The organism is Xenorhabdus mauleonii (assembly GCF_900113945.1).
Classification (GTDB): domain Bacteria; phylum Pseudomonadota; class Gammaproteobacteria; order Enterobacterales; family Enterobacteriaceae; genus Xenorhabdus; species Xenorhabdus mauleonii.
On sequence record NZ_FORG01000009.1, the window covers coordinates 64,961 to 88,810 of the forward strand.

Annotated in this window: 24 protein-coding genes and 1 tRNA gene; 4 read left to right on the forward strand and 21 right to left on the reverse strand. The window is 45.6% G+C overall.

Features of this window, described 5'->3' with window-relative positions; all coding sequences use genetic code 11:
* The 14 genes from BM100_RS10595 to BM100_RS10660 form a co-directional block, all read right to left on the reverse strand.
* On the reverse strand, positions 1–564 hold the full coding sequence (locus BM100_RS10595; protein ID WP_092510707.1) for a DUF3261 domain-containing protein: 564 nt from the start codon (positions 562–564) through the stop codon (positions 1–3).
* Positions 561–2,885, reverse strand: coding sequence for an MMPL family transporter (locus BM100_RS10600; RefSeq protein ID WP_092510709.1), 2,325 nt, complete (start codon positions 2,883–2,885; stop codon positions 561–563). Before BM100_RS10600 ends, BM100_RS10595 begins: the two co-directional genes overlap by 4 nt.
* Positions 2,857–3,492, reverse strand: coding sequence for a LolA family protein (locus BM100_RS10605; protein WP_092510877.1), 636 nt, complete (start codon positions 3,490–3,492; stop codon positions 2,857–2,859). Before BM100_RS10605 ends, BM100_RS10600 begins: the two co-directional genes overlap by 29 nt.
* 14 nt (positions 3,493–3,506) lie before the next feature.
* Positions 3,507–3,929, reverse strand: coding sequence for an acyl-CoA thioesterase (locus BM100_RS10610; RefSeq protein ID WP_092510711.1), 423 nt, complete (start codon positions 3,927–3,929; stop codon positions 3,507–3,509).
* A gap of 10 nt (positions 3,930–3,939) precedes the next feature.
* Positions 3,940–5,715 carry a glycosyltransferase family 2 protein gene (locus BM100_RS10615; RefSeq protein ID WP_244590629.1) on the reverse strand — a complete coding sequence of 592 codons (1,776 nt, stop codon included), beginning with the start codon at positions 5,713–5,715 and terminating at the stop codon, positions 3,940–3,942.
* The gene (locus BM100_RS10620) at positions 5,706–6,065 is read right to left on the reverse strand and encodes an ApeI family dehydratase (protein WP_092510713.1); all 360 of its coding nucleotides are present in this window, start codon (positions 6,063–6,065) and stop codon (positions 5,706–5,708) included. Before BM100_RS10620 ends, BM100_RS10615 begins: the two co-directional genes overlap by 10 nt.
* On the reverse strand, positions 6,052–7,440 hold the full coding sequence (locus tag BM100_RS10625; RefSeq protein WP_092510715.1) for an AMP-binding protein: 1,389 nt from the start codon (positions 7,438–7,440) through the stop codon (positions 6,052–6,054). The genes BM100_RS10620 and BM100_RS10625 overlap by 14 nt, the downstream gene beginning before the upstream one ends.
* Entirely contained in the window at positions 7,437–8,006 is a 570-nt protein-coding gene (locus BM100_RS10630) for a COG4648 family protein (RefSeq protein WP_244590630.1), read from the reverse strand. Before BM100_RS10630 ends, BM100_RS10625 begins: the two co-directional genes overlap by 4 nt.
* A gap of 58 nt (positions 8,007–8,064) precedes the next feature.
* On the reverse strand, positions 8,065–8,316 hold the full coding sequence (locus BM100_RS10635) for an acyl carrier protein (RefSeq protein WP_420855317.1): 252 nt from the start codon (positions 8,314–8,316) through the stop codon (positions 8,065–8,067).
* A gap of 14 nt (positions 8,317–8,330) precedes the next feature.
* Complete coding sequence (locus tag BM100_RS10640) at positions 8,331–8,588, reverse strand: phosphopantetheine-binding protein (protein WP_092510719.1); 258 nt, start codon at positions 8,586–8,588, stop codon at positions 8,331–8,333.
* 18 nt (positions 8,589–8,606) lie between these two features.
* Complete coding sequence (locus tag BM100_RS10645; protein WP_092510883.1) at positions 8,607–9,395, reverse strand: lysophospholipid acyltransferase family protein; 789 nt, start codon at positions 9,393–9,395, stop codon at positions 8,607–8,609.
* A 4-nt stretch (positions 9,396–9,399) separates the two neighbouring features.
* Positions 9,400–10,119, reverse strand: coding sequence for a beta-ketoacyl synthase chain length factor (locus BM100_RS10650; protein ID WP_092510721.1), 720 nt, complete (start codon positions 10,117–10,119; stop codon positions 9,400–9,402).
* Positions 10,120–10,132: 13 nt separating this feature from the next.
* The gene (locus tag BM100_RS10655; RefSeq protein ID WP_092510723.1) at positions 10,133–11,206 is read right to left on the reverse strand and encodes a methyltransferase; all 1,074 of its coding nucleotides are present in this window, start codon (positions 11,204–11,206) and stop codon (positions 10,133–10,135) included.
* A gap of 113 nt (positions 11,207–11,319) precedes the next feature.
* Entirely contained in the window at positions 11,320–11,709 is a 390-nt protein-coding gene (locus tag BM100_RS10660) for a hypothetical protein (RefSeq protein ID WP_092510725.1), read from the reverse strand.
* Positions 11,710–12,415: 706 nt separating this feature from the next.
* On the opposite strand from BM100_RS10660, the gene BM100_RS23030 reads away from it, so the two are divergent.
* Positions 12,416–12,556: a hypothetical protein gene (locus BM100_RS23030; protein WP_175494939.1), complete on the forward strand. Its 141-nt coding sequence runs from the start codon at positions 12,416–12,418 to the stop codon at positions 12,554–12,556.
* A gap of 186 nt (positions 12,557–12,742) precedes the next feature.
* On the opposite strand, the gene BM100_RS10665 is transcribed toward BM100_RS23030, so the two are convergent.
* A tRNA-Ile gene (locus BM100_RS10665) sits at positions 12,743–12,818 on the reverse strand.
* A gap of 275 nt (positions 12,819–13,093) precedes the next feature.
* Here BM100_RS10665 and BM100_RS10670 point away from each other — a divergent pair.
* On the forward strand, positions 13,094–13,870 hold the full coding sequence (locus BM100_RS10670) for a GNAT family N-acetyltransferase (RefSeq protein ID WP_092510727.1): 777 nt from the start codon (positions 13,094–13,096) through the stop codon (positions 13,868–13,870).
* A gap of 54 nt (positions 13,871–13,924) precedes the next feature.
* On the opposite strand, the gene rpoD is transcribed toward BM100_RS10670, so the two are convergent.
* From rpoD to rpsU, 3 genes are all read right to left on the reverse strand, one after another.
* Positions 13,925–15,772 carry an RNA polymerase sigma factor RpoD gene (gene rpoD / locus BM100_RS10675; protein WP_092510729.1) on the reverse strand — a complete coding sequence of 616 codons (1,848 nt, stop codon included), beginning with the start codon at positions 15,770–15,772 and terminating at the stop codon, positions 13,925–13,927.
* A 467-nt stretch (positions 15,773–16,239) separates the two neighbouring features.
* Positions 16,240–17,988: a DNA primase gene (gene dnaG, locus BM100_RS10680; RefSeq protein ID WP_092510731.1), complete on the reverse strand. Its 1,749-nt coding sequence runs from the start codon at positions 17,986–17,988 to the stop codon at positions 16,240–16,242.
* A 115-nt stretch (positions 17,989–18,103) separates the two neighbouring features.
* Entirely contained in the window at positions 18,104–18,319 is a 216-nt protein-coding gene (gene rpsU, locus BM100_RS10685; protein WP_001144069.1) for a 30S ribosomal protein S21, read from the reverse strand.
* Positions 18,320–18,813: 494 nt separating this feature from the next.
* Here rpsU and tsaD point away from each other — a divergent pair, with 494 nt between their 5' ends.
* Positions 18,814–19,851, forward strand: coding sequence for a tRNA (adenosine(37)-N6)-threonylcarbamoyltransferase complex transferase subunit TsaD (tsaD, locus tag BM100_RS10690; RefSeq protein ID WP_092510734.1), 1,038 nt, complete (start codon positions 18,814–18,816; stop codon positions 19,849–19,851).
* A 185-nt stretch (positions 19,852–20,036) separates the two neighbouring features.
* Positions 20,037–21,263 (forward strand): MFS transporter, encoded by a 1,227-nt coding sequence (locus tag BM100_RS10695; protein WP_092510736.1) that lies wholly within the window; start codon positions 20,037–20,039, stop codon positions 21,261–21,263.
* Positions 21,264–21,362: 99 nt separating this feature from the next.
* Here the strand turns inward: BM100_RS10695 and BM100_RS10700 are convergent, their stop codons facing one another.
* The 3 genes from BM100_RS10700 to BM100_RS10710 form a co-directional block, all read right to left on the reverse strand.
* Positions 21,363–21,905, reverse strand: coding sequence for a DUF5384 family protein (locus BM100_RS10700; protein WP_092510738.1), 543 nt, complete (start codon positions 21,903–21,905; stop codon positions 21,363–21,365).
* A 54-nt stretch (positions 21,906–21,959) separates the two neighbouring features.
* Positions 21,960–22,475 carry a hypothetical protein gene (locus BM100_RS23035; protein WP_092510740.1) on the reverse strand — a complete coding sequence of 172 codons (516 nt, stop codon included), beginning with the start codon at positions 22,473–22,475 and terminating at the stop codon, positions 21,960–21,962.
* A 235-nt stretch (positions 22,476–22,710) separates the two neighbouring features.
* Positions 22,711–23,751, reverse strand: coding sequence for a zinc-dependent alcohol dehydrogenase family protein (locus BM100_RS10710; RefSeq protein ID WP_092510742.1), 1,041 nt, complete (start codon positions 23,749–23,751; stop codon positions 22,711–22,713).
* Between the last annotated feature and the right edge of the window lie 99 nt (positions 23,752–23,850).

Sequence of the window (23,850 nt, forward strand, 5' to 3'; positions counted from 1 at the left end):
TTACTCTTCCAGAGGCTGAATGGCGATGTCATAACCAAAAATGAATTGCTGGACGCGGATCGGGCGTCGTTTGCCATTCGGGGCTTCATAATGAATTTCTGTAATCAATTTCCCGCTCTTGTCATATAACTGACGGAGAGCCCCGTTGTCCCTGAGTTCCCAGCCATCAGGCAGCTGTGTTTGCCAGGCTGAAATCGGCCAATAACTGAGCATGATATCGGCCAATACTTGGTTGGCGGGGGGAAGTTCCGGCAGGACAATGGATTGCTCGGTATGGATGCCGTTTTTGTCGTAATCCAGTTTGAATAACCGGATACCCAATGAAGATAAGCCAGCCAGTGACAGGTGCTGTTCGTTGGCACTGAGGAGCACAATCAATGATTGTTGCTTGCCTTTCACTGTGGCGGTGAGCAATTGTTGTTCATTAATGGCAGGTGAAATAACCGGCTCCGGCAAGGAAACCCGTACACCCGGCTTAAGCCAGGCACTGGGGGTATTATCTTGCGGGAAGTTTGTACATGCTGCCAACAGGCAAGCCAGAGATAAAATCAATAGCCGTATCATGATTTCTTTTTCCTTTTTTGGCGTTCCGGTATTGCCAGCGGCGACAGCAGGAATGCGGTAAAAATCCCGCTGCACAACACGATGCCAAAGCTGCTGATTGCCTGGGTGGCACTGAATATCAACATGCCCAGCGTGAGCAATGAAGTGCACATTGCAACGCTTATTGCCAATAACGAGGTCAGTGTTGTGCCACGAGGGTTGCTGAAAAACAGGGTATAGTTGATGCCAATTCCGAGTACCAAGACCAAAGCCAGAATGGAGAACAGGTTAAGACTGTGGCCGCTGAACCCGAGAACGGCCAGCCCGCAGCCGATAGAGAGCAATGATGGCAATATGCTGATGGCTCCACGGCGCAGTCCCAAACGTACAAGATAACTGATGGCAATGAGGATGATTGAACCCGCCAGCAACCAGCCAAGCATGGTTCGGTAAAATTGAAACATCTCATCAAAAGCCAGTTTGCGATCAACCCAACTGATTCCTGTCTGACCTTCTGCCAGTTGACGCATCAACATACTATTTTTCACTCCATTGACTGGCAGCAGGACACCACTTTGACCATTCGGCAAGGTTATCCACATCAGGCGCCATCCTTCACTGACAACACTGTTGAGCCAATCATCCGGCGTGACCGTCATGGGATGAGCATCCGGTTGTTTGATGCTTAATCCCGCATCCGCTAGCCTGTCCATGATATTGGGAATGGCAGATTTTATCAGTTCAAGATCGCGTTGTTGTTGGGCCTGAGAAGAAAGGGGAAACCGCTGGTAATGGCTGATATTGCCCTGCTGTTTTTCTGCATCCAGCTTGGGAATGAAAGATTCCAAGCGTTGTAATGTTTGCTCGGCAGTATCGCCGAAAATAACGAACCACTTTTGGTCGCTGCGTTGCCCGGTCAGCGCTGCGATACTTTTTTCCTGCTGATGAATCTCCTGCGGCAGTGCTTGCAGTTGGGAAATGTCATCATTGATCTGTAAACGGGAGATACCCAATATGGCAAAAATAGCCAATGCGCAGGGAAGCCCGATATAAAACACCCGATTGCGTCGCCACAAGGCCAACCAACGCATCAGCGTGATCATGGCAGGAATAGGGCGTACAGGCAGATTGTTAGCCAGCCGAGGATACCAACAGACAACGGTCAGGCAGGATGCTGTCAATCCCGCAGCGGCAAAGACTGCCAATTGGCGCAGGCCAGGGAACGGAGCAAACATCATGACCAGATAGGCGATGACGGTTGTCGCCAATGCCATCAACAATGCAGGCAAAACTTTCCGCATACTTTGCCAGGGCGTGGCTTCCTGCCCGTGAACCATGCGCTCTGTCAGATAATAAATGGCATAGTCGGCAGAAATGCCGATGATACTGATGCTCATCACCAGCGTCATAAAATGCAGGTCACCAAAGAGACTCAAGGTGACCACTGTGCCTGCCAACGCTCCAATACTGATGGACAATACGCACAAGAACAGTGGTTTCAGGGAGCGAAACACGCCATAAATCAGCAGAAGTACGCCGAAAACAGTTGCGCTGCCCAATGTTGAAATATCATGTTTTGCTTGTTGGGTGGCGTAATCGCTGTAGAAAAGTGTTCCCCGCGAAATGACCTCCGCATCAGGAAATTGTTTTTTCAGCGATTGCCGCAACTTGTTCAGTTCAGTCACGGCATAATGCCCTTGCTGCATATCGAAGGAAGAACTTTTCAGTTCTCCGTGCAGCAAGTACCAGTTCCTGCCCAAATTATCTTTGGCCATTAACCAGCCATGCTGAAGCCGCAACTGGCTGGATGTTTGCTGGAGGGCAAATTGTGAGCCTCTGACCAGCATTAAGGGATCATTATTCAGCTCTTGCCCACTGACACCGGAAAATGCGGAATAAACTTGGGACAGTATCCAGTTCGCTTGCTGATCGCCCCCATTTTCCAAGCGGTCACGGGTAGCCGAATCGAGCATCGCATTGCGGTGCTCGTAGTAAAAACGTCCCCATGCTTGCTGCTGATCCGCCGCCATTGGGCCTTTAATATTGGTCAGGAATGGCATTTTTTGCAGATGCTCCAGCCAATATTGGGCAGGTGCGGTATCTTCTGTTTTTCCGGGGCTTACCATCCAAACGACTTGGCTATCAAGACGGTGCATAAATTCATCTTGCAATGCCGGCGGCATATCCCCGGCACTTTGCGCAGGCAGTAACGCCAACACGCTGGTGGACAAACGAGATTGAGGCAGCAGGACTGATAAGGCTATCAGTAAAACCGCACAGGTTATCAGCCAGATTATTGCAAGCCAGCGTGGCTCAGAACTTGAAGTGTTGTTCTTCTTCATGGCTCAGTGTCTCTGGCTTCAATTGATGTTGAGTAAATGATAATTCTGTGCGATCACCCTGACGATCGATCAGCAAGATCGCATCGAGGTTAGCTTGGCCATTCAAGGTGATCGTCGTAAAGAGCTTATCCAAAGGCGAGGTTTTGGGTGTCAGTACCAAGCGCCACTTTTCTTGTCCGAGATCGCTGAATTCGAGCTTGAAGTTCTCTTCCAGTACCGCACGATCGGCTTGAAACAAGGCTCTCATCAGATGATTGAACTGAAAAAGTTGAGGATTGGAATCCGCAGTAATGATTTGGGGCGTTTGCCCCGGCATGATCTGTACCATTCTGCGGTCATCCAGCACTAATGTCAGCGGGAATGGTTTTTGCTGGTGCCACCATAATCCCTTTTGCTGCGAAACCAACATTTCGCCATTGGAGTGCAGAGGTTTGGGCATACCCTGAATTTGGCGCACTTGCGTGAAATGCGCCCGAACGACAGCTTGGTGCGTGAAACGTTGCTGCAATTTCTCAAGGGTAATGGCATCAGCGGTAATGGCATCAACAGGAATAGCATGTGCCACGTTACCGATGACCAGAAAATTTGCGACCAGAGATAGCAGCATCCATCGCCATTTTTTCATGGTTTTACCCCCATGCGTTCGAGCAGAATATCAGGGCTGACAAAACTCATTTCTTGTGTTTCTTCAGAAACGGCAACTTGAATGGTGTAGCCCATCGTGGTTTTTTTGCCGCTTGCAGCATCAAAAATCTGATAGGCAATTTTCAGTCGATTTTCGAATTCTTCGATGGTGGCCCTGATCCGGATTTTTTGTTCAAAGCGCACAGAAGCCCGATATTTGATCCGCGCATCAACAACCGGCCAAACATAGCCAGATTCGCGCATGTCACTGTAACCATAATTGAGCTGGCTCATCAGTGCTTCACGGGCGATTTCAAAATAGCGAAAGTAGTTTCCATGCCAGACAACGCCCATAGGATCGGCATCATGGAAAGGCACAGTGAGCTCAACTTCGGCAGTAAAACGGGGATGGGTTAACATGTCTTACTCCTTATTTTTTATTCGTTCTATTGGCAGGAAGTTGCCAAAAATCGAAAAAATTAAACCAATCAAGCGGTGATTGGAGGGCATGGTGCTCCAGGCGGGAAGCATAGCGATCGACGGTTTGCTGCAAGGCTTGTTCTCTTTGTTGGCGCGGCAATTCCAGTGGGTTGGCGAAGTGCTCACAATAGACTTTGAATTGGTTATTTTGTCGGAGCGCGAACATCAACAGCACCGGGCAGCGCAACACAGATGCAAGGATGAAAGGGCCTTGCGGGAATGGGGCGGAATGACCAAGAAATGGGCTCCATACAATGCGTGGGGTGCCGGTTCGTGAAGGATTGACTGCGATCCGATCACCAACAATTGCAACCCATTCACCGGCATCAATTTTTTCTTTCAGCATGATGGCGGTATCCGCCCCGACATCGGTGACCGGCAGTAAATTGATCCCTGCTTGCGGGGAAACTTCTTCAATAATTTGCTTGAAACGTTGTGCATGTTCAGTGAACACCAACGCATTGATTGTTCTCTGCCCAGAGCGTTGGGCCAAAGCCCGGCATACTTCGATATCACCTAAATGTGAAACCAGCAGCAATTTACCGCCAGCATCCCCATCCAAGAGGGTTTTTTCTGCATCAGCAGCAAACTGGATATCTTTGCCCCACTGTAGATCCCCACGCCAACTGGCGATCTTATCCAGCATGGCTCCGCCGAAACGCAGATAATGGCGGTAGCTGTTAAGGCCATGTGGAATGGCGATATTTTTGCGTTGCATTGTTTGTTGCAGGCGTTCAAGGTACTGACGGGATGCCTGACGCTGCGCCCCACCGGTTGCCCAAAAATAACCCACGACAGGGTAAAGTAACCATTCAAAAGGCTTGCGTCCGAACCAGCGATAAACCGTTAGCATAAACTTCATGCCAAACAGCCCCTTACGCTCCTTGATATCAGACCAATGGTGGCGTTTGTGCCACGATCCTTTGCAAAGCAGTTCTTTTATAACCAATTTCTTTCGAAACAATAGCGACGGAATACGCGGTAACATGCTGAAAAACAGGCGGGTATGCATCCATGAAATACTGAGGTTGTCCCTCAGTGCATCAAAATGGGACAGGCCATTTTCAGGATAAGTGACTTTTGTCGGCACAAATTCACTTTCTGTACCTTGCCAATAAAGGCGTACCATAATTTCGATGTCGAAATCCATCCGGCGGCCAATATCCTGTTTAGCCAACAATTGCAGGGTGGGAACCAACGGATAGACCCGAAAACCACACATGCTGTCTTTGATGGAGAAAGAGAGCGTTTCAACCCAAACCCAAAAATGTGTGATATAGCGGCCATAAAGGCGGGATTTTGGCACCGAAACATCGTACATCGGGTTGCCGGAAATCACTTTGTGAGGATATTGGCGGGACTTAGCCAGAAACAGGGGAATATCTTCCAGACAATGTTGCCCATCCGCATCAACCTGTAATGCGTGGCTGTATCCTGAATTCGCTGCTGCCCGCATTCCTGCCATGACCGCACCACCTTTGCCCTGATTAGACTCAAGGCGGATCAGCGTGACATTGGGCACGGTTTTTGCCAGTTCTTCTAGGCAGTGTTGAGTTTCGGCTTCACTGCCATCATCCACGATAAAGCAGTGGAGTTGGTAAGGTGATAGCCGCTCCAATACCGTAGGCATGGTTGCACCGTGGTTATAGCAAGGTATGACGATACAGGGCATAACTGCACAGGGTGTGGCCGGACAGGGCGTAATGCTGTCTGAACTCAACGACATAGCTTTATCTTTCCTTGGCTCGCAGTTTGGTATTCGCCCCCGTTCGGAACAGCCACGCTGTAGTTAAAAATCAGGAGGTGTTTTTCTTCTGCCCATTGGATTTTCAATAGCAATTTGTCATTCGGTTGCAGAGGAAGTTGGAATTTCACCATTTCAATTGAAGAAAAAGACCAACCCGGCGCCAACAGCGTTTGGGCATAGTGCATAACCCAATCGATTTGTGCCACGCCCGGCAAAAGGGGTTGAATGGGAAAATGCCCACGAAACCAATCTAAAGCAGGATCTAAATACAATTGTATGATGGCTTCATTTTGAGCGGGCTGCTCGCGCTGAATTTCAATGGGTTTCATTAAATAGTTCCTGTAACGCAGGCCATGAACGCTTGCTTTGGGCGTTCAACGGAATGGTTTTGACGACCCGCCAATAGCGAGGCAAGGCGACGGATTCCAGCCAAGGCTTCAATTGATTGCGCCAATCCTGTGAAAATTTGCGCAGCCCCTGTTGCTGGTAACGTTGGTAGGCGTTGCTGTCTAAAACCACGACTGCACCAATATGATTACGCTTCCCGCGACTGATGAGCAGGGCTGCCGCATCAATGACGTCAGGTGTGTCACACAGACGTCGCTCAATCTCTGTCAGGGAAATGCGTTTTTCTTCAATTTTTACCAAGCGATCCCTACGCCCCAATAACGTGAAGTTGCCTTGGTCATCAAATTCAAACTGGTCATCCAGCACTAAGCCCGCAGACTCAGCAAGCAACGGAGAATAGACGCGCAGGTTTTTTTCGTCATCTTCCAAGAAGGAGACGCCCTTAAATTTCATCCAGATGGCATTCTCGGTTTTACGGCTGCGCCAAGCGATAACGCCGGTTTCGGTACAGCCATAAATTTCATTGGGGATGGTGCTGAGCCAGTGCATGGCTTGTTCAGCATGGGCAAAATGCAAAGGCCCACCCGCAGATACGACGAAAGTACAATCAGGGGCGGGGAGGCTGCTATCCAATCGCTGCAAAAAAGCCGGGCTGCTGATCAGTGCGCAACGGGGGCTATTGATTAGTTGTTCCGGAAATTCCACCAACTTGCGGTCAAAGGGGAGACCGAGTGACATTGGCAACCAGATGCGGAATGTTAAACCATACAAATGCTGATGGCTGACTGATGCCCTGATAACGCAGGATTGGAGTTGTTCTCCCCACAGCGAGGCCAACCATTGAGATTCAAGATCCATAGCGGCTACTGATTTGATGACCTGCTGGGGAGTGCCGGTTGAACCAGAGGTGAACATCACCAAAAAGGCATCGGGTGAGATGGTTGGTAATTCGACGTGAAGCGCAGTTTGAGGCGCAATATCCAATTCAGGCTGCCAACAAGGGCAGGATAATGCCAGTGGTAAATCTGTCAGCACGCCATCAAACAGGGATTGCTGCTCCTGCAATTGAGCTTCGCGGCAATGGCCCGGGATCACCGGGATCTGGCCTGCATACAGCGTCGCCAGCAATGCAACGCAGAAAGAGTAGCTATCGTCAAAGCACAGTGCCCAGCGGGAAGTGGCTTGTCCTTCATGTTGTTGGGACTGTTTTTTCAAACGCAGATACAGAGCAATGACATCCTGCCGAAATGTTTTCAGGCTGGTTTTTTTCTGGCTGTTTGAGTGGCTTTCCCAACAGATAACTCGATTGGGGCAATTATCCTCTGATAACCATTGGGATATCGGTTGTACTTTCATTTTTTCCTTACCCGCTGACGCACCAGCCATTCAATGGAGATAAGTAATCCGATTAACAGGTAACTCACCATTCCGTTCCAGACTGTCCACAGGTTCATATCGTTGTATAGGCAAGTGCCCAGCGCCACGGAACCATTAAACATAAAGAACAGGCACCAGATATAAGTGACCTTGCGCGTATACGCGACGCCCTCCGGAGGCAAATCAGGCTCTTTGAGACGCGCTACCCTTTCAATGATGGGAGGGCCATAACGTAATGAACCCGCAAAAATCATCAGCAAAACAACATTGACCACGACCGGGTAGTACATCAACAAGTGATGATTGCGCAGGAATAAACTGGCTAATCCCAGTGTTATCCCTGCGATGGATAATATCCATCCGCTATTCCAGCCAGTGTCTTGCTGATTGCGCGCGTGATGCTTGTTTATCAGTAATCGCACAACGAAAAACAGAATAATGACAGTTAATACTGCATGAAAATGGCCATAGGTGACCATCGCCCACACTAAGAAAGGCCAGGCGATTAACATGACGGTATTGGCAATGCGGAGTAATAAAATCAATTAACTATCCAAGTATTTACGGCTTGTTTCTATTTTTACTTTGCGGATTATTCGTCTTTCATTGTTCTTCGTTCAATAACTGCTCGACTGCATCGACAACATCTTGCACGGTACGAACAGATTTAAACGCTTCTGGTTTGATCTTGCGTCCCGTTTTTTTCTGTAAATGAACGACCATATCAACAGCGTCAATGCTGTCCAGTTCAAGATCTTCATAGAGTCGGGACTCAGGCGTAATGTCTTCAGGCGCCAGCTCAAATAACTGAACTAATAATTGTGATACTTCCTGAAAAATGGCTTGTTTTTCCATGATGTCACCTGTTCTTATGCTTGTTGCGACTGGATGTAATGTGCCAATGTGGCGATTGAAGAAAAATGCTGGCGCATTTCTTCACTTTCGGAAGACAACACAATGCCATAGCGGTTTTTGACGGCCAAACCCAGTTCCAGAGCATCAATAGAATCCAGACCTAAGCCATCGCCAAACAGGGGAGCGTCAGTTTCAATATCAGCAGGGGTAAGATCTTCCAGATTCAGGGTATCTATAATGAGTTGTTTTATTTCAATGTGTAATTCTTGCATCATCATATCCGATAGTGATTAATTTGTTGGTGTTAGTAATTGAGTGAGCTGACGATTGAGTTGACGGGCTGCGATGGCGTGCCCATTTTCAATACTGACAGCAAAATTTTCGTTGGTGAGATGGTCACCAATTGTGATTGTATAAATGGGTTTTTTCGGCGGAATTTGATACCACTTGCTTTTTTTATCCAGCATTTTTTGGCTGCAAGTAATATGTATGATCCGTAGATCACACTCACACCGTACGGCAATATTGGCCGCCCCGCGTTGAAGTGAAATAGGATGACCAGGGGTTGTACGCGTTCCTTCCGGGAAAATTAAGATATTGTGGCCGGAAGACAGGCGCTTACGGCAGACGGGCAGCAACGTTTCTGCCTCACTGTTAATGAGGTAGCGGGCAGAGCGGATCACGCCATTCACAAATGGATTGCGCAGTAACGAGGATTTCACGATGCAATCTACGTCGGGCATCGTTGATGCCAATATGACGTAATCTAACAACGTCGGGTGATTAGCAACAATCAGGCATCCTTTATCCGCCCGAACTTTCTCCAAACCTCTAAAATGGTAATCCAGCACACCTAATTTTCGGGTCAGAAAAAGGAACAAGCGAAAACTGACGGAAATGCTGTGGCGTGCAATACGGCAACGTTTTTCTTCATTGCGTTGGAAAACCAGCAGCAAATTAAACCAGGTCAAGGAAAGGAGTAAACCGCCAATACCAAACAGGGCAAAACAAAGCCCTGTCATAAGTAAACGCCAAAGCCAATTAATTCGTTCAACGACAGTGATTGCAATGCTCTTCATCATCTTACCCAGCCCAGCACCATCGGCAATGATCCCCGGAAACAACGAAATTTTGCCCACCTTGCAGCCAGCCATGAAGAAACTGGAGGCTTTGCGGAAGGTCAGGCTCGGTTTCCTGTGAAGTTTGTTTGGTGCAATGAAGAGACGTTCCTTGCTCCAATAGCAGGGCTACCGCGAAGGGGTAGTTTGGTACACTGGCATCAATGACATTGTTGTAAAAATGTGGGATTTCTCCATCAAAATCGACAATCAGCACTTTTTTATGACCGGCATGGAACAGTGAAAATACTTCAAATAATCCTTGCTGGAAGCTGTCAATGCCGGCTGAAACTGAAGAGGAAACAAGAGGGGCTTTGGCCACAATAGTCAGATTGCCGACAGACGAATTATGAACTGACATGGCAAAATTGGTTGGTGAAACACTCTCAGCCTGCGCTAGATTTTGCAGTATTTGATAATTGCGCTCCAATTCACCGTGACGGCTGGTATAAACAATAGCGTCAACTTGGTGGCGGCGCAGGATGCTCAAACCACAATCCACAGCAAGACGGCTGCCTGAGCTGAGTCGGCGAGCTGTCATCATGGGCAATTGAGAGCATTTTGCTAATGGGTGAGACTTATCAATTATTGCAGGAGAAGTTGCAGACCATTCTGCCCATTCTTCAGGCGTGGAAAGTCCCGGTGCAATGGCTTGCCAATCTATAATATCCAATGTCAATTTCATGAAATACCGTGTGTTACTGCTTTTTGCAGATCAGTAAAGTATGACCAAGACCTAACTGATCAATCTGGTTCTCTATTATCAACCCTGCTTTATGAAGGAATTGGGTAAAATCATTAATGCTATAAAAACGACTGTTACCATTTGCCATGCATGTAAAATAAAGCGAAGTCGCATTGAGGCTGTAAGCCGCTGCTTCAAAAGGCTGGCAGTCCCAGAATAGCTCCATGATGCAGATCCGTGAATCTGGTTTCATTGCTGTTGAGATCTTGCGTAGAATGCCTACAATTTGTGTTTCGGAAAAACAATCCAGGAATTGGCTCATCCACCAGATATCAGCGTCGGTGGGTAAATCCTTATCCGATAACATATCAACGGGATAGCCGGAAATACGATCAGCCATGCCTTGGCTGCGTATATTTTCTTCAGCCAGTTTTATTTGCTGGGGTAAATCCAAAATAGTGACGCTGACTTTACTGTCATATTGGCAACAGCGCAATGCCCATTTTCCTGTATTGCCACCAACATCATAAATCACTTTGGGATCGAGGGAGAAAATGGTTTTTAAGGCTTCACTGAAGGCGGAATCGGAATAAAAATGGTCAAAGGAAAACCAGCTTGTTTTTGCAGGTTCGGGCAATTGGCTGAGGGCTGGGTAAATTGTGGACCACTCGCCGAATACCTGCAATCCAGCGGGTTTATTTTTCATAAGAGATTCTTTGAGGTGAAATAACCCTTGATAACAGACATCCTGGGTAAAATCCATATTGACGCGTGTCATTTTATCATGCAGCAAATAATGCCCAATTTTGCCGAGGAAATAGCGTTCATCTTTCTTAATGATAATTCTGCCGCTCAACCCCATATCAAGCAGAATACCGACACCGTAATTGTCTAATTCAGAATAACCACAGATTTCGTCTCTCGTTGCTCCGTTTTTATGGTTTTTATCCAGGAAAGATAAAATTCCACAATCACGCAAACCAATGGCAGTTTGAAATAGCATGGGAGCAAAAGCAATGCGCTGGGCTTCAGTAATTGCCTCAAGTGCACTGATATCATCCTTGTCATAATCGTAGGGTGTGGTCATATATTTAAATATCCGATATCTATGGCCAGAAAAATGGCCTGAAAAAATATTAAAGCGTCAAAACCTATTCATCCGGCATTTTTGTCCATTGGAATAGGTTTTGAATTTGATGATTACTGATTAGCCAACAGGGCTAAATTTAACTGAATATCTTTATCCAAGTTATTAACCCAGCGATTATAGTTGCGGTGAATTGTACCGTTTTTCTCTCTTAATTTATGGCTGCCAACATAATTAATAACGTAGTTTTTATTGGTATAAGTGATGCGAATTTGAGCATCGTGATCACGATTTTTCAGGAACCCATCAATGACACCTGGAGAAACTTCCGTCATGACCCATTTGCGTTTTTTACCTGCTTCCAAAATCGCTTTTTTCACGCTTGGCAGGGAGTTGTGGCTCATGATTGTGGTTTGAGGAGTCAAGATCGGCATATTACGTGCGCAGCCAGCAAGCGTGAGAATACAAACCAGACTGGCCAATAGTTTATGGGAAGTTTTCATGTTGTTCTCTTGTTAGATAAGGAGGTATAACTTGCGTAATAGTTCATTTACGTCGATGAGTTTAAATAAATTCTGATAGTCCTGCTACATTTATTGTCCATCAGAAACACCAAAGAAAGAATGTCATTGAAAGTCTTAAGCGAAAATACACAATTTTATCTCTATGTTTATTCGGCTTTACAGCTAAATCAACTGTGTTGAGTGGTGTTTGTATTTATTTTCTCTATTGGATTTAAATTGAATGAATAAGAGTAATTTTCGGATTTTTCTGTTTATATATTCCATTTTTATTTAATTATTAATAAGTTTATTCCTCAGTTCTATGATAGATAATAACGAAATAGTTTCTATAGTTATTTATAGATTGATTTATGCGTTAATTACATATTTCGATGTATTTTTACGGAGTGATATTTTTTTGAATTGAACTTTCGGTTAGGTGTAATCAACTTATATGGGGGCGTTTTTTTACACTCTTTCCGCTATTTTGTTATTTTCCAATTCAAGTAATTAACTAGTTTTCTAACTGTATCGGGGACAAGTTGGTTTATCTTTATTTCGGCTATAGTGTTAAGTGCGGAGCAGTACAGTATCCTTAAACGCTTATACGAATTCGCTTATTAAGTCAGATAAACCAATCAGTTAAAGTAGCTGCGTCATTGGCAAAACCCAATGGTCAAGGTTTCGCATCCCTGAGTATTCAAACATGGGTAGGAAGTTGTTATCAATGTGTCTGCTATCGACATCTTCAATGGTGATTCAGGGAGGGGAGACTTCGACTAGCTGCTATTTTGATTCGTATGGTCAACGCATTGAGCGTAAAGTGCGCGATAAGCCGCTGGCATAATCACCCATTTGCTTGTTATTTATCTGGGCGTTTTGATGTTTATGGGATGTGATTGGTGTCACGGAGGGAAATACGAGAACGCTTGTTACTGTAGCGGTATTAACCGGTCATGCCTCACGCTACTGCCAGAAGGTATTCTAGAAAAAACTAAGGGGTCGCACTTTTGATGCGACCCCTTGATAATTCTGGTGGCCCCTGCTGGACTTGAACCAGCGACCAAGCGATTATGAGTCGCCTGCTCTAACCACTGAGCTAAGGGGCCAGTGATGCGGAGGATTATACGGTACAGTTTGGTATTAGGTCTAGTCCCGAAAAATCTGTATGCGTATTTTATATACAATAATCACCTTCTTTTAACACACTTCCATCAATTGCCTGTGTTTTTAGTGATATCGATAGCTTTTCTAATAAATATTTCTGATTATTTATTGTACTTGACTCATACTCTGGCCGGCAAACGTGTTGATATAATTTTATTTCTTCATTGATTTTTAATCATTTTGATAACTTTCTATGAAAATATCTTTGTGAGTGAATATGAACGAGCGTCACTTGTCAGAGGCGATTCTGTCTCATCATCAAATAGAAGATTATTTTTACTCATCTATTAGTCTAATGCATCAGCATATCAGTGAAGATGTCCGTGCTTATGTAACAGGTGTTGAAGTATATGTATTGAACTTTTTGCTGGTCACGGATAATCATTCCCAAGTTGCAGAAAATGTGCAAAAAGGCATCCGGTTACTGGACGAGAACTTTGATGTGCCGTTTGCGGTTTATGCTGTGCAGCCAAACCATCAAACACGGGAAGTGCTCCAGCAAGCAGGGTTTGTGCCCGATGCTGATGGCATAACTACGGCTATGCAGCTTGATTTAATGAATTGGCCGATAAATGATGTAGCGGCTGAATATGATATTCGCTGTGTTGAGCATGAACTGGGGAATTGGGCAATCCCAGTGGAAAGTGCGTTTGAGACCGGCAGCCTGCTCTCCGCGCAATATCTAAAATGTCATCAGGCAGCAGTAGAAGCAGGCAAATCCCTGCAACATTATGCTTTGTATGTCGATGGCCAGCCAGCCTGTGCGTTAACGTTATCAAGATTGGGAAATATTGTGCGCTTTGATGATATTGGCACGGTGACGGACATGCAGAGGAAAGGATATGCGTCTGCCTTGGTAAATCATGTGCTGAAGGAAGTAAAGCAGCAAGGTGCAATTGCGTGTTATCTGGATGCTTCACGTGATGGGAATGGGGTGTATCTACGTACTGGCTTCCAGCCATTGTTCGAATATCAGGGATTTATTCGCGAATAATAAAAAAGCGCCTGCCGGAGCAGACGCTTTTCAGGTAATCAGCAAGCTTGTTGATTAATCATCAAGGAAGCTGCGCAGTACTTCAGAGCGGCTTGGATGACGCAATTTGCGTAATGCTTTCGCTTCGATCTGACGAATACGTTCGCGGGTAACATCAAATTGTTTGCCCACTTCTTCCAATGTATGGTCAGTATTCATATCGATACCAAAGCGCATACGCAGAACTTTCGCTTCACGTGCGGTTAAGCCAGCCAGAACATCGTGAGTTGCAGAACGCAGGCTTTCTGACGTTGCGGAATCCAGTGGCAGCTCGAGAGTTGTATCCTCGATAAAATCACCCAGATGTGAATCATCATCGTCACCTACCGGTGTTTCCATTGAGATTGGCTCTTTGGCGATTTTCAGCACCTTGCGGATCTTATCTTCAGGCATCAACATACGTTCTGCCAGCTCTTCCGGTGAAGGCTCACGACCCATTTCCTGCAACATCTGGCGAGAAATACGATTGAGTTTGTTGATGGTCTCAATCATATGCACCGGAATACGGATGGTGCGCGCCTGATCTGCGATAGAACGGGTAATTGCCTGACGGATCCACCATGTGGCGTAAGTTGAGAATTTGTAACCACGACGGTATTCAAATTTATCAACCGCTTTCATCAGGCCGATGTTGCCTTCCTGGATCAAATCAAGGAATTGCAGACCACGGTTGGTGTATTTCTTCGCAATCGAAATAACCAGACGTAAGTTCGCTTCAACCATTTCTTTCTTCGCACGGCGGGCTTTCGCTTCACCGATTGACATGCGGCGGTTGATATCCTTGACCTGTTCAATTGTCAGGCCAGTTTCTTCTTCGATTTGGCGTAACTTCTGCAAGCTACGTATAACTTCTTCTTCAATTTCCAGTAACTTTTCAGACCAAGGCTTGTTCATTGCTTTTGCAGCAGTGAACCATGTATCACTGGTTTCATTGCCAGAGAAGAGGGTAATGAAATTCTTCTTCGGCATTTTGCACTGTTCAACACACATTTTCATGATCTGGCGTTCTTGGAAACGCACGCGATCCATCATGGAACGCATATTGTTAACCAGATAATCAAACTGCTTTGGTACCAAACGGAATTGTTTGAATACATCAGACAGGATCAAAATTTCTGCTGCGGTATTTGGATGATTACGCCCGTTCTTTTTGATTGTTTGACGAGTAATTTCATATTGCTCACGCAATTCTGAAAATTTCTGGCGAGCTAATTCTGGATCGATGCTGTTATCATCTTCGCTGTCAGCATCGTCATCTTCGTCTTCATCATCATCTTCGTCGTCATCCAGCTCTTCCTGAGGAAGCTCAGATCCAACGTGAGTAGCTGTTGGTGCGAGATCTTCTTCTGCGTTAGGGTCAACGAAACCCGTAATAAGATCGGATAAGCGGCTCTCGCCAGCTTCGACGAGGTCGTACTGTTCTAGCAGGTAAGTAATTGCTTCTGGGTATTCTGCAACGGAGCACTGCACTTGGTTGATGCCATCTTCAATGCGCTTTGCAATGTCAATCTCACCTTCGCGAGTCAGTAGTTCCACTGTACCCATTTCACGCATGTACATGCGCACTGGATCAGTAGTACGGCCGATTTCTGACTCGACACTAGATAACACCTGTGCAGCCGCTTCCGCCGCGTCTTCATCGGTGTCGTTTGTGTTTTCTGCCAACATGAGATCATCAGCATCAGGTGCTTCTTCCATTACCTGGATGCCCATGTCATTGATCATTTGGATGATATCTTCTATCTGATCAGAATCGACGATATCTTCCGGCAGATGGTCATTGACCTCAGCATAGGTCAGATAGCCTTGCTCCTTACCTCTGGTGACAAGTAGCTTTAGCTGTGACTGCGGGTTTTGCTCCATAAGACGGTATCCACACTTCAGAGTATTGGTTGGTGTCGGTCGGCGAAACAAATATGCCAACAATAACATTTAGGGGCGTTTTCGTGTATTGCCGCTGCCCTCAATAGCGACAATCGTAGGGCTGTCTCCCTACCTAATGCGGCACTTAAGCCGTGAATTTTGTATCTGTAATCTTAATCTTTTGGTTGAAAACCTGTTCCATCAAGCTATATTTACATCAAACTATATTCATCAAAATTATATTTTTTAAAACTATTTATACTTAATAGTATATTTTTTGGCGCTGTTTTCCCTAAAACTAAGTTTAAAACCAATGAGTTAGTGCTTGGTCTGGAAATTATTACGCGAACCAGCGTATTAAGTCAGCAAGTTTAAGTAATATAGTTTCGTTAAAGCATGGCTTCGTTAAAAATATCGTTTTGTTGACATTCAGTTTGGTTAAAATGTAGTCTTGCTGAGACAGATTCTTATTTTCTCGCACCAGATTCCGTGATTAAACGAACTTCTTCACGCTCTTCTGGTGTCAGGCCTTCTGTTCTATCTTTGGCCATCAGAAAATTAAAACGTTCATCAAGAGCTGAAGCGAAAAGATGACTCAGTGCATCACTGAATGTCTTTTCAGCAATCTCTTCTACTTGTATATCGTTCCATGCAGCGAGTTTTTCAAGCTGTTTGGCGTATTTATTATCGCGATATTGCTCTAAAAGCTGGCCAGTTGTTAAACCTGGTTGAGCAAGACATGTATCGACAAGCTCTACAAATAACGGTAAACCCGCTATCGGAGCCGAAAACATTCCCTGTAAAGAAGGAACTAATGTCGCTAAATGCGGATTCTGTACCAGCAATGCGATAAGAATACGCATTGTCGTCGGTTTCAGTTTTAGCGCCTGATATGTACTTGTATCTTTTTTGACAAGCTTTGCTAAAGATCGTTCCAATTGTGTAGTATCAGGTATGCCAAGTAGTTTCCCAATTTCCTGGAGTAAATAAATCCGCAACGCTTCCCCGGGAATCTGACTAATCAGTGGCATAGCAAGTGAACTGAGTTTAGTCGCCCCTTCTGGGGTACTCAAATCTACTTGTGGTAATAGAGACTCAAACAGAAATTCAGATAGCGTTAATGCTTTCTCCATTCTCTGTTCAAAAGCCTCCCGCCCTTCTTTGCGAACCAGTGAATCTGGATCTTCGCCATCAGGCAAGAACATAAAACGCAACTGTCTACCATCATTTAGATAGGGCAGCGCGGTTTCCAGTGCGCGCCATGCAGCATCACGGCCAGCACGGTCGCCATCGTAACAACAAATCACATTGTCTGTTGTCCGAAAAAGTAACTGAATATGTTCTGCGGTTGTCGATGTTCCCAGCGAAGCCACGGCATAATCAATGCCAAATTGGGCCAGCGCGACAACATCCATATAACCTTCAACCACCAATAGCTTTGAAAGCACATCGTGATTCTGTTGGGCTTCATAGAGGCCATATAACTGGCGGCCTTTATGGAAAATTTCTGTTTCCGGTGAGTTCAGATATTTGGGAATGGCATCTCCCAATACACGCCCACCGAATGCAATTACACGACCCCGGCGATCGCGGATGGGAAACATCACACGTTCGCGAAAACGGTCATAAGTCCGGCCATTATCATTTGTGACCAGCATGCCTGCATCGTTTAATTGCTTGCGATCTTCAACGTTATGGGCAAAGCGCTTCAGAACGTTATCCCATCCTGCCGGCGCAAAACCAATGGCAAAACGCTGAATGATCTCTTCACTTAGCCCACGTTGGGTCAAATATTGCCGGGCTGCTTGAGCGTTCGGTATATTCAGTGAATTCTGATAGAAGCTGTTGAGCTTATCCATCAACTGGTAAAGATTCTGTCTCTGGTGGCGCTCGATTTGGCTGCTGCCGGAGCCTGCTTCGTAGGGAACTTCCAGCCCATGCATTGCTGCCAGTTCTTCGATGGATTCGACAAAGTCCAGCCTGTCGTAATTCATCAAAAAATCAATGGCATTGCCATGCGCTCCGCAACCGAAACAATGGTAAAACTGTTTATCGCCATTAACGGTGAATGAAGGAGTTTTTTCGTTATGAAAAGGACAGCACGCTTGATGATTTTTACCTTTCTTTTTGAGAGGTACTCTGACATCGATCAAATCAATGATATCAGTTCTTGCTAGTAAATCATTGATGAATGCGCGTGGAATTCGTCCAGCCATAAGCCCTTTTTACGCCTGTTGATGAACGAGAATAAGCCGCGCTTCCTCTTGGAAAGCACGGCCTTTAACTGCAGTAGTTTGTTAATACAACCACTATGCGGATTGACCGCAAGGATTAGTACAAACGAGTGCGGCGTGCGTTTTCACGAGCCAGCTTCTTAGCATGACGCTTAACTGCAGAAGCTTTAGCGCGTTTACGCTCAGTCGTTGGTTTTTCATAGAATTCACGACGACGAACTTCTGCTAATACGCCTGCTTTTTCGCAAGAACGCTTAAAGCGACGCAGTGCTACGTCAAATGGCTCGTTTTCACGTACTTTAATTACTGGCATGTGCCTCTCACCTCAATAGAAATCGGGTTTGTCGCTGGCGGGATAGTGCCAGCCGTCTTTAAAATGGTGCGGAATTTTACTTCAATGAACACGGCTTTGTAAAGTGCCGAGGAAAATTGAAACGTACAACGCTACAGGCTATAGTCTGTTTTTTTGTATACAAAATGGACAGACTGACGTTGGCGTTATTTACATTAACCACACAGGATATTCAAGTAGGGTACTGATTATAGACTAAACAGAGAAAATAGCCAGCATGTAAATTGCCCTGATGCGCTCTGAAAGCAATGAATGGCGGGATATGGGAACGGGAACATGGATGTGAATAGTGGTTATAAACGGATAGTGGTACACTTGTGCCCGATTTAGGGGATTACGTCATATAAAGGCATATGATTGAGAAATATGCACTAAGAGATATGAACACTAAGCAATATGAATACTGAGCAATATAAATAGCTCGGCGACGATATAGTGACGAGACGAAAAGTACAATGCGAGTTTTAGGTATAGAAACGTCCTGCGATGAAACCGGAATCGCAATTTATGATGACAAATCCGGTCTGCTAGCCAATCAACTGTACAGTCAGGTAAAGCTGCATGCTGATTATGGCGGTGTTGTGCCTGAACTGGCGTCCCGTGACCACATTCGCAAAACAGTTCCCTTGATTCAGGCTGCGTTACAAGAAGCGGGCCTGACGAATAAAGATATTGATGCTGTTGCTTATACTGCGGGGCCGGGTTTGGTCGGCGCGCTGCTGGTTGGGGCCACGATTGGGCGTTCACTGGCATTTGCGTGGAATGTACCCGCTATCCCAGTACATCATATGGAAGGCCATTTGCTGGCGCCGATGCTGGAAGAAAATAGCCCTGAATTTCCTTTTGTCGCCTTATTGGTTTCCGGTGGTCATACCCAGTTGATTAGTGTGACGGGAATTGGCGAGTACAAACTGTTGGGTGAATCCATTGATGATGCGGCGGGCGAGGCTTTCGATAAGACTGCAAAACTGTTGGGTCTGGATTATCCCGGTGGCCCGGTACTTTCCCGCATGGCACAGCAGGGCACAGCAGGCCGTTTTGTGTTCCCACGACCAATGACGGATCGGCCAGGGTTGGATTTCAGCTTTTCTGGCTTGAAAACATTTGCGGCCAATACCATTCGAAACAACCTGCATGGTCAAAATACTGCCGAAGATGAACAAACCAAAGCAGACATTGCCCGTGCTTTTGAAGATGCCGTTGTAGATACACTGGCAATTAAGTGTAAACGAGCATTGGAACAGACCGGCTTCAAACGCTTGGTTATGGCGGGTGGCGTGAGTGCCAATCGCACACTGCGTACAAAGATGCAGGAACTGATGGAAAAGTTGGGAGGCGAAGTCTTCTATGCCCGCCCTGAGTTTTGCACTGATAATGGCGCTATGATCGCACTGGCCGGCATGATCCGCTTACAAGGTGGCACGGCAGGAGAATTGGGCGTGACAGTAAAAGCACGTTGGCCATTGGCAGATCTGCCTGCATTGCAGAAGTAATAAAAAAATAACCATTTGATATGGGCTGAATGTTATTGAGAGCTGATCTGATAAATCTCAGCCCATATGATCCACATAAACTGTACCTTTAATTTAAAGGTAAATATCTCCTACCCCTGCAACATTTCGGATATATTATTGGTTAATTTTCAGCAAGTTTCTGAACAATAAAAGAGCCAATAATAATGTCAAGTCGGGAAAATAGCATTAATTTGCGATTATCAGGCCGTAATGCTTTATTTATCGTGAGTGCAAGGTTTGTCTCTGATTGTGGCGCATTCCTGAATATGGTGGCGTTATCCACATATGTTTACTTACTCAGCAACAGTGTGATGCACGTCAGCATTTTTCTTGCCTGTCGTGTGGCTGGTGGATTGATTGCCAGTTTAGCGGGAACACCGTTTTTCCGGCGATTTACAGGGCGATGGCCGTTTGTTTGTTTTAACTTAATGCGGGTCATGCTGCTGTCTTTGCTATTGGTTATTCCTGCTTCACAACAATTATTAGTTTTGCCCGTTATTGCGTTTGGCATCGGCTTGGGTAACTCAATGTTTGCTATCGGGTTAAACAGCCAACTTCCGCATTGGGTACATGTCTCACAGCGTATATCAACTAATTCCTGGCTGACATCCGTAGCTGCCACGGGGGCAGTGCTTGGCAGCCTTGTCTCGGGCTTGCTTATTGCCAGTAGCGGTTATGAGATGGTTTTTATGGTGAATATCGTGACCTATTTGCTGGCGGCGATATTGATTGTTCCGCTGCGTTTCCTCACTGTGCCTGAACGGAAGGTATCGCGGGCATTGGGTAATGAATGGCGTGAATTGCGGCTTGGATTACGCGGAGCACCCATTCTGGCAGGTATGTTATTTGTCAGTATGGCGGATACGCTGGGGAGTTCTGCCCATAACGTCGGTTTTCCCATCCTTTCTAAACTGCTCAATCCCGATAATGCCAGTACTGTCATGGGAATGTTATGGGCAACATGGGCAGTAGGAAAATTCAGTGGTGCCCGTCTGGCGAGTTATCTATTACGCCGTCGCGAAATACTTAAAATGGAAAAACTGTTTTTTCTCGGCGTTGCGCTGATGTCTACGGGATTTATCCTGACTTTCCAGCAAACAGATCAATTCTGGTTACTATTATTTGCAGTCTGGGCTGGGATCGGAGATGGGATCGCCGAGGTCAGTTTGATATCCCGGGCGCAAAGTGAACCAGAAAGTTTGCGGTTGCCTATCTTCAGCTTCCTGACTTTATTGCAAATGACAGGCTTTGGAATAGGCATGCTGTTGGTTGCCCCTTTTTACGTTTGGCTGCCACCTTCCATTGTCATCATCATATTTCACGGCTTGCCACTCACTGTATTGACTCTCGTTCTGGTATGGAGCCGGCGCTTTGCGTCCAGCAGGGCATAATTTTCATATTGCCAAAGCCTTTCAAGTTGTGAACTACCCCCAAAAAGCCACAGATTGGCTGATTAGGGGGGCAATTCAACGTGTCAGGAACTTACCAGATTATTTAAACCAGCTGCTGGATTCCCTTTCGCGAGCTCGGCCTTCGCTTTCCAATAATGCCTTTCCACCGGATGATAAATTACGATTAACATCTGCTTCAGATTGAATCACATCCGCTTTTGCTGCTTGCGTTTTCAGCTCTTGATCAATGAAATCGTTTTCACGTTTCACTCTGGCTGAACGTTTCTCCAGTTCGAGCTTTTTCATCTCAATGTCGAGTTTACGCAGCTCATTTGCATAATCCTGATCGCGTTTTTTATCCGCTTTTGCTTCAGCAAGCACTCTTTGTTTCTCAGCCGCTTGAATGGCTTCTTGTTTTTTGATTTTTTCCGCTCTGGCTGCTGCTTCACGCTGCCTTTTTTCTCTTTCTGCTTTGGCTGCCCGCTCTAATTTAGCCTGTTGAGCTTTGTGTTGTCTTTGTTCTTCAACTTTACCTTCATTTTCAGCTTGGGCAATTTGTGCCAGTTGGTCTTGCAGAGATGAAGCCAAAACCGGCGCAGACAGCGTGATCAGCAAAAATGAAATCAGGGTTTCCTTAACCATATCGTTATCTCTTGTTACTTTTTATTGCGTTATTTATTGGGTTATTGGAGCAGGTTATTTACTGGGGCAAGTTGCATTGGGTTGAATGCGTGTTTCATTTTGCTTGGTCGTGATAACGAGAGCTACTCCCGGAGTGAACTGGCATGCGCGGCCAACCTGAGTTGATGTGTAAATCTTCATTTTTTCTTTGTAGGTTAGGGAAACACCTTCAACGATGACTTTATCATTGACCATTGAACCGGCTGCTGCACCAAGGGCTCCGCCGCCTACTGCCCCGGCCGCTGCGCCTGCACGAGAACCTGCACCTCCTGCGTTATAGCCTACGACACCACCAGCTACAGCACCAAGGATGGCGCCAAAAGTTTGAGCTGCTTCTTTGTTTGATTTGTTTTCTACAGCGACTTTGGCAGGAAGAACAGAAATAAGATTAACGGTTTTTGTTTCTTGTTTTGCGTTTAATTGTGTTGTGTCATAAACATCCGCAGCATATGAATCAGCACTGGATTGGCATCCGCTGATGATAACGGAACAAGTTGCGATTGCTGTGATGCATAATGATTTAATTTTCACTTTATATTTACCTGCTAAATTGTAAAAAGAGGTAATAGTGCATTTCTTTATAATAAATAACAATATGTTACACGTAAGATAATAAATTAATTTTGGATTGGTTATTATTTGATACTGAAAGGAGAAGGGGGAGCGGGCAATCATGGCGTCAGCCTGTCTTTTGGCAGGAAGGAGTGTTGCAATTCCTCCTTCCTCGTTATCTTACAGCCTTGTTTTACAATCTTACTTTATCCACTTATTCTGCCGTCAAAACAATTTTTAGGGCTTTTTCCTGAGAGGCGTTACCAAAAACCTCATAAGCAGTTTCAATTTCACTCAGTGGATAGCGATGCGTCACGAGTTTTTCAGGTGAAATCTTGCCGGATTGAACGCTTTTCAGCAGCATGGGCGTACTGCTTGTGTTCACTAAACCGGTAGTGATGGTAATGTTTTTGATCCAAAGTTCTTCCAGATGCAATTCAACGGATTTCCCGTGAACCCCCACGTTGGCAATATATCCGCCAGCGGTAATGATATCCTGACAAATTTTGAATGTGGCGGGGATACCAACACATTCGATTGCGACATCAACTCCAAGGCCATCAGTCAGTTCCTTGATGGTTTCCACAACATTTTGGCGTGCGGGGTTGATGATTGTGTTAGCCCCGAACTGCTGGGCAACATGAAGGCGATTATCATCGGTATCAATCATGATGATATGTGCCGGAGAATAAAATTGTGATGCCAGAAGTGCAGAAAGGCCTACGGGGCCTGCACCTATCAGAGCAATGGTCTGGCCGGGTTGAACTTTGCCGTTGATAACACCGATTTCAAGCCCTGTGGGTAAGATATCGCTGAGCATCAATGCGGCTTCTTCATTTATTCCTTCAGGTAAGCGGTGCAAGCTGTTATCTGCATGAGGAATGCGTACTTGTTCAGCTTGAGTGCCGTCAATTTTATGTCCGAGGATCCAGCCACCATCATTACAGTGTGAATAAAGTTGGCGTTTGCAGTAACTGCAACTACCACACACCGTGATACAAGAGATAATGACTTTATCCCCTACGTTGATGTTGCGGACAGATTTCCCGATACTTTCAACTATTCCAATTCCTTCATGACCTAAAATCCGGCCCTTTTCTACTGCTGGAACATCCCCCTTGAGAATATGTAAATCAGTTCCGCAGATGGTGGTTTTAATAATACGGACAACTGCATCGGTTGGCTCAATAATTTGGGGAAGTGCTTTTTCTTCCCAATGTTTTTGGCCTATACCGTGGTAAACAAGTGCTTTCATAAAACCTCCGTTACAGATAGTTCTCTTTTCGCATTGTAAAACTAACGTATTATTTAGGTTGAAAATAATGAATCGCTCAAGAAATACAGTATTTATCAC

Bases quoted from the DNA above. Each gene is read 5' to 3' on its own strand.
- BM100_RS10600 (WP_092510709.1), bottom strand. From the start codon at position 2,885: ATGAAGAAGAACAACACTTCAAGTTCTGAGCCACGCTGGCTTGCAATA.
- BM100_RS10620 (WP_092510713.1), bottom strand. From the start codon at position 6,065: ATGAAACCCATTGAAATTCAGCGCGAGCAGCCCGCTCAAAATGAAGCC.
- BM100_RS10625 (WP_092510715.1), bottom strand. From the start codon at position 7,440: ATGAAAGTACAACCGATATCCCAATGGTTATCAGAGGATAATTGCCCC.
- BM100_RS10695 (WP_092510736.1), top strand. From the start codon at position 20,037: ATGTCAAGTCGGGAAAATAGCATTAATTTGCGATTATCAGGCCGTAAT.
- BM100_RS10605 (WP_092510877.1), bottom strand. From the start codon at position 3,492: ATGCTGCTATCTCTGGTCGCAAATTTTCTGGTCATCGGTAACGTGGCA.
- rpoD (WP_092510729.1), bottom strand. From the start codon at position 15,772: ATGGAGCAAAACCCGCAGTCACAGCTAAAGCTACTTGTCACCAGAGGT.
- BM100_RS10700 (WP_092510738.1), bottom strand. From the start codon at position 21,905: ATGGTTAAGGAAACCCTGATTTCATTTTTGCTGATCACGCTGTCTGCG.
- dnaG (WP_092510731.1), bottom strand. From the start codon at position 17,988: ATGGCTGGACGAATTCCACGCGCATTCATCAATGATTTACTAGCAAGA.
- BM100_RS10595 (WP_092510707.1), bottom strand. From the start codon at position 564: ATGATACGGCTATTGATTTTATCTCTGGCTTGCCTGTTGGCAGCATGT.
- BM100_RS10655 (WP_092510723.1), bottom strand. From the start codon at position 11,206: ATGACCACACCCTACGATTATGACAAGGATGATATCAGTGCACTTGAG.
- BM100_RS10635 (WP_420855317.1), bottom strand. From the start codon at position 8,316: ATGGAAAAACAAGCCATTTTTCAGGAAGTATCACAATTATTAGTTCAG.
- BM100_RS10615 (WP_244590629.1), bottom strand. From the start codon at position 5,715: ATGTCGTTGAGTTCAGACAGCATTACGCCCTGTCCGGCCACACCCTGT.
- BM100_RS10650 (WP_092510721.1), bottom strand. From the start codon at position 10,119: ATGAAATTGACATTGGATATTATAGATTGGCAAGCCATTGCACCGGGA.
- tsaD (WP_092510734.1), top strand. From the start codon at position 18,814: ATGCGAGTTTTAGGTATAGAAACGTCCTGCGATGAAACCGGAATCGCA.
- BM100_RS10645 (WP_092510883.1), bottom strand. From the start codon at position 9,395: ATGAAGAGCATTGCAATCACTGTCGTTGAACGAATTAATTGGCTTTGG.
- rpsU (WP_001144069.1), bottom strand. From the start codon at position 18,319: ATGCCAGTAATTAAAGTACGTGAAAACGAGCCATTTGACGTAGCACTG.
- BM100_RS10710 (WP_092510742.1), bottom strand. From the start codon at position 23,751: ATGAAAGCACTTGTTTACCACGGTATAGGCCAAAAACATTGGGAAGAA.
- BM100_RS10640 (WP_092510719.1), bottom strand. From the start codon at position 8,588: ATGCAAGAATTACACATTGAAATAAAACAACTCATTATAGATACCCTG.
- BM100_RS10670 (WP_092510727.1), top strand. From the start codon at position 13,094: ATGAACGAGCGTCACTTGTCAGAGGCGATTCTGTCTCATCATCAAATA.
- BM100_RS23030 (WP_175494939.1), top strand. From the start codon at position 12,416: ATGGGTAGGAAGTTGTTATCAATGTGTCTGCTATCGACATCTTCAATG.
- BM100_RS10660 (WP_092510725.1), bottom strand. From the start codon at position 11,709: ATGAAAACTTCCCATAAACTATTGGCCAGTCTGGTTTGTATTCTCACG.
- BM100_RS10610 (WP_092510711.1), bottom strand. From the start codon at position 3,929: ATGTTAACCCATCCCCGTTTTACTGCCGAAGTTGAGCTCACTGTGCCT.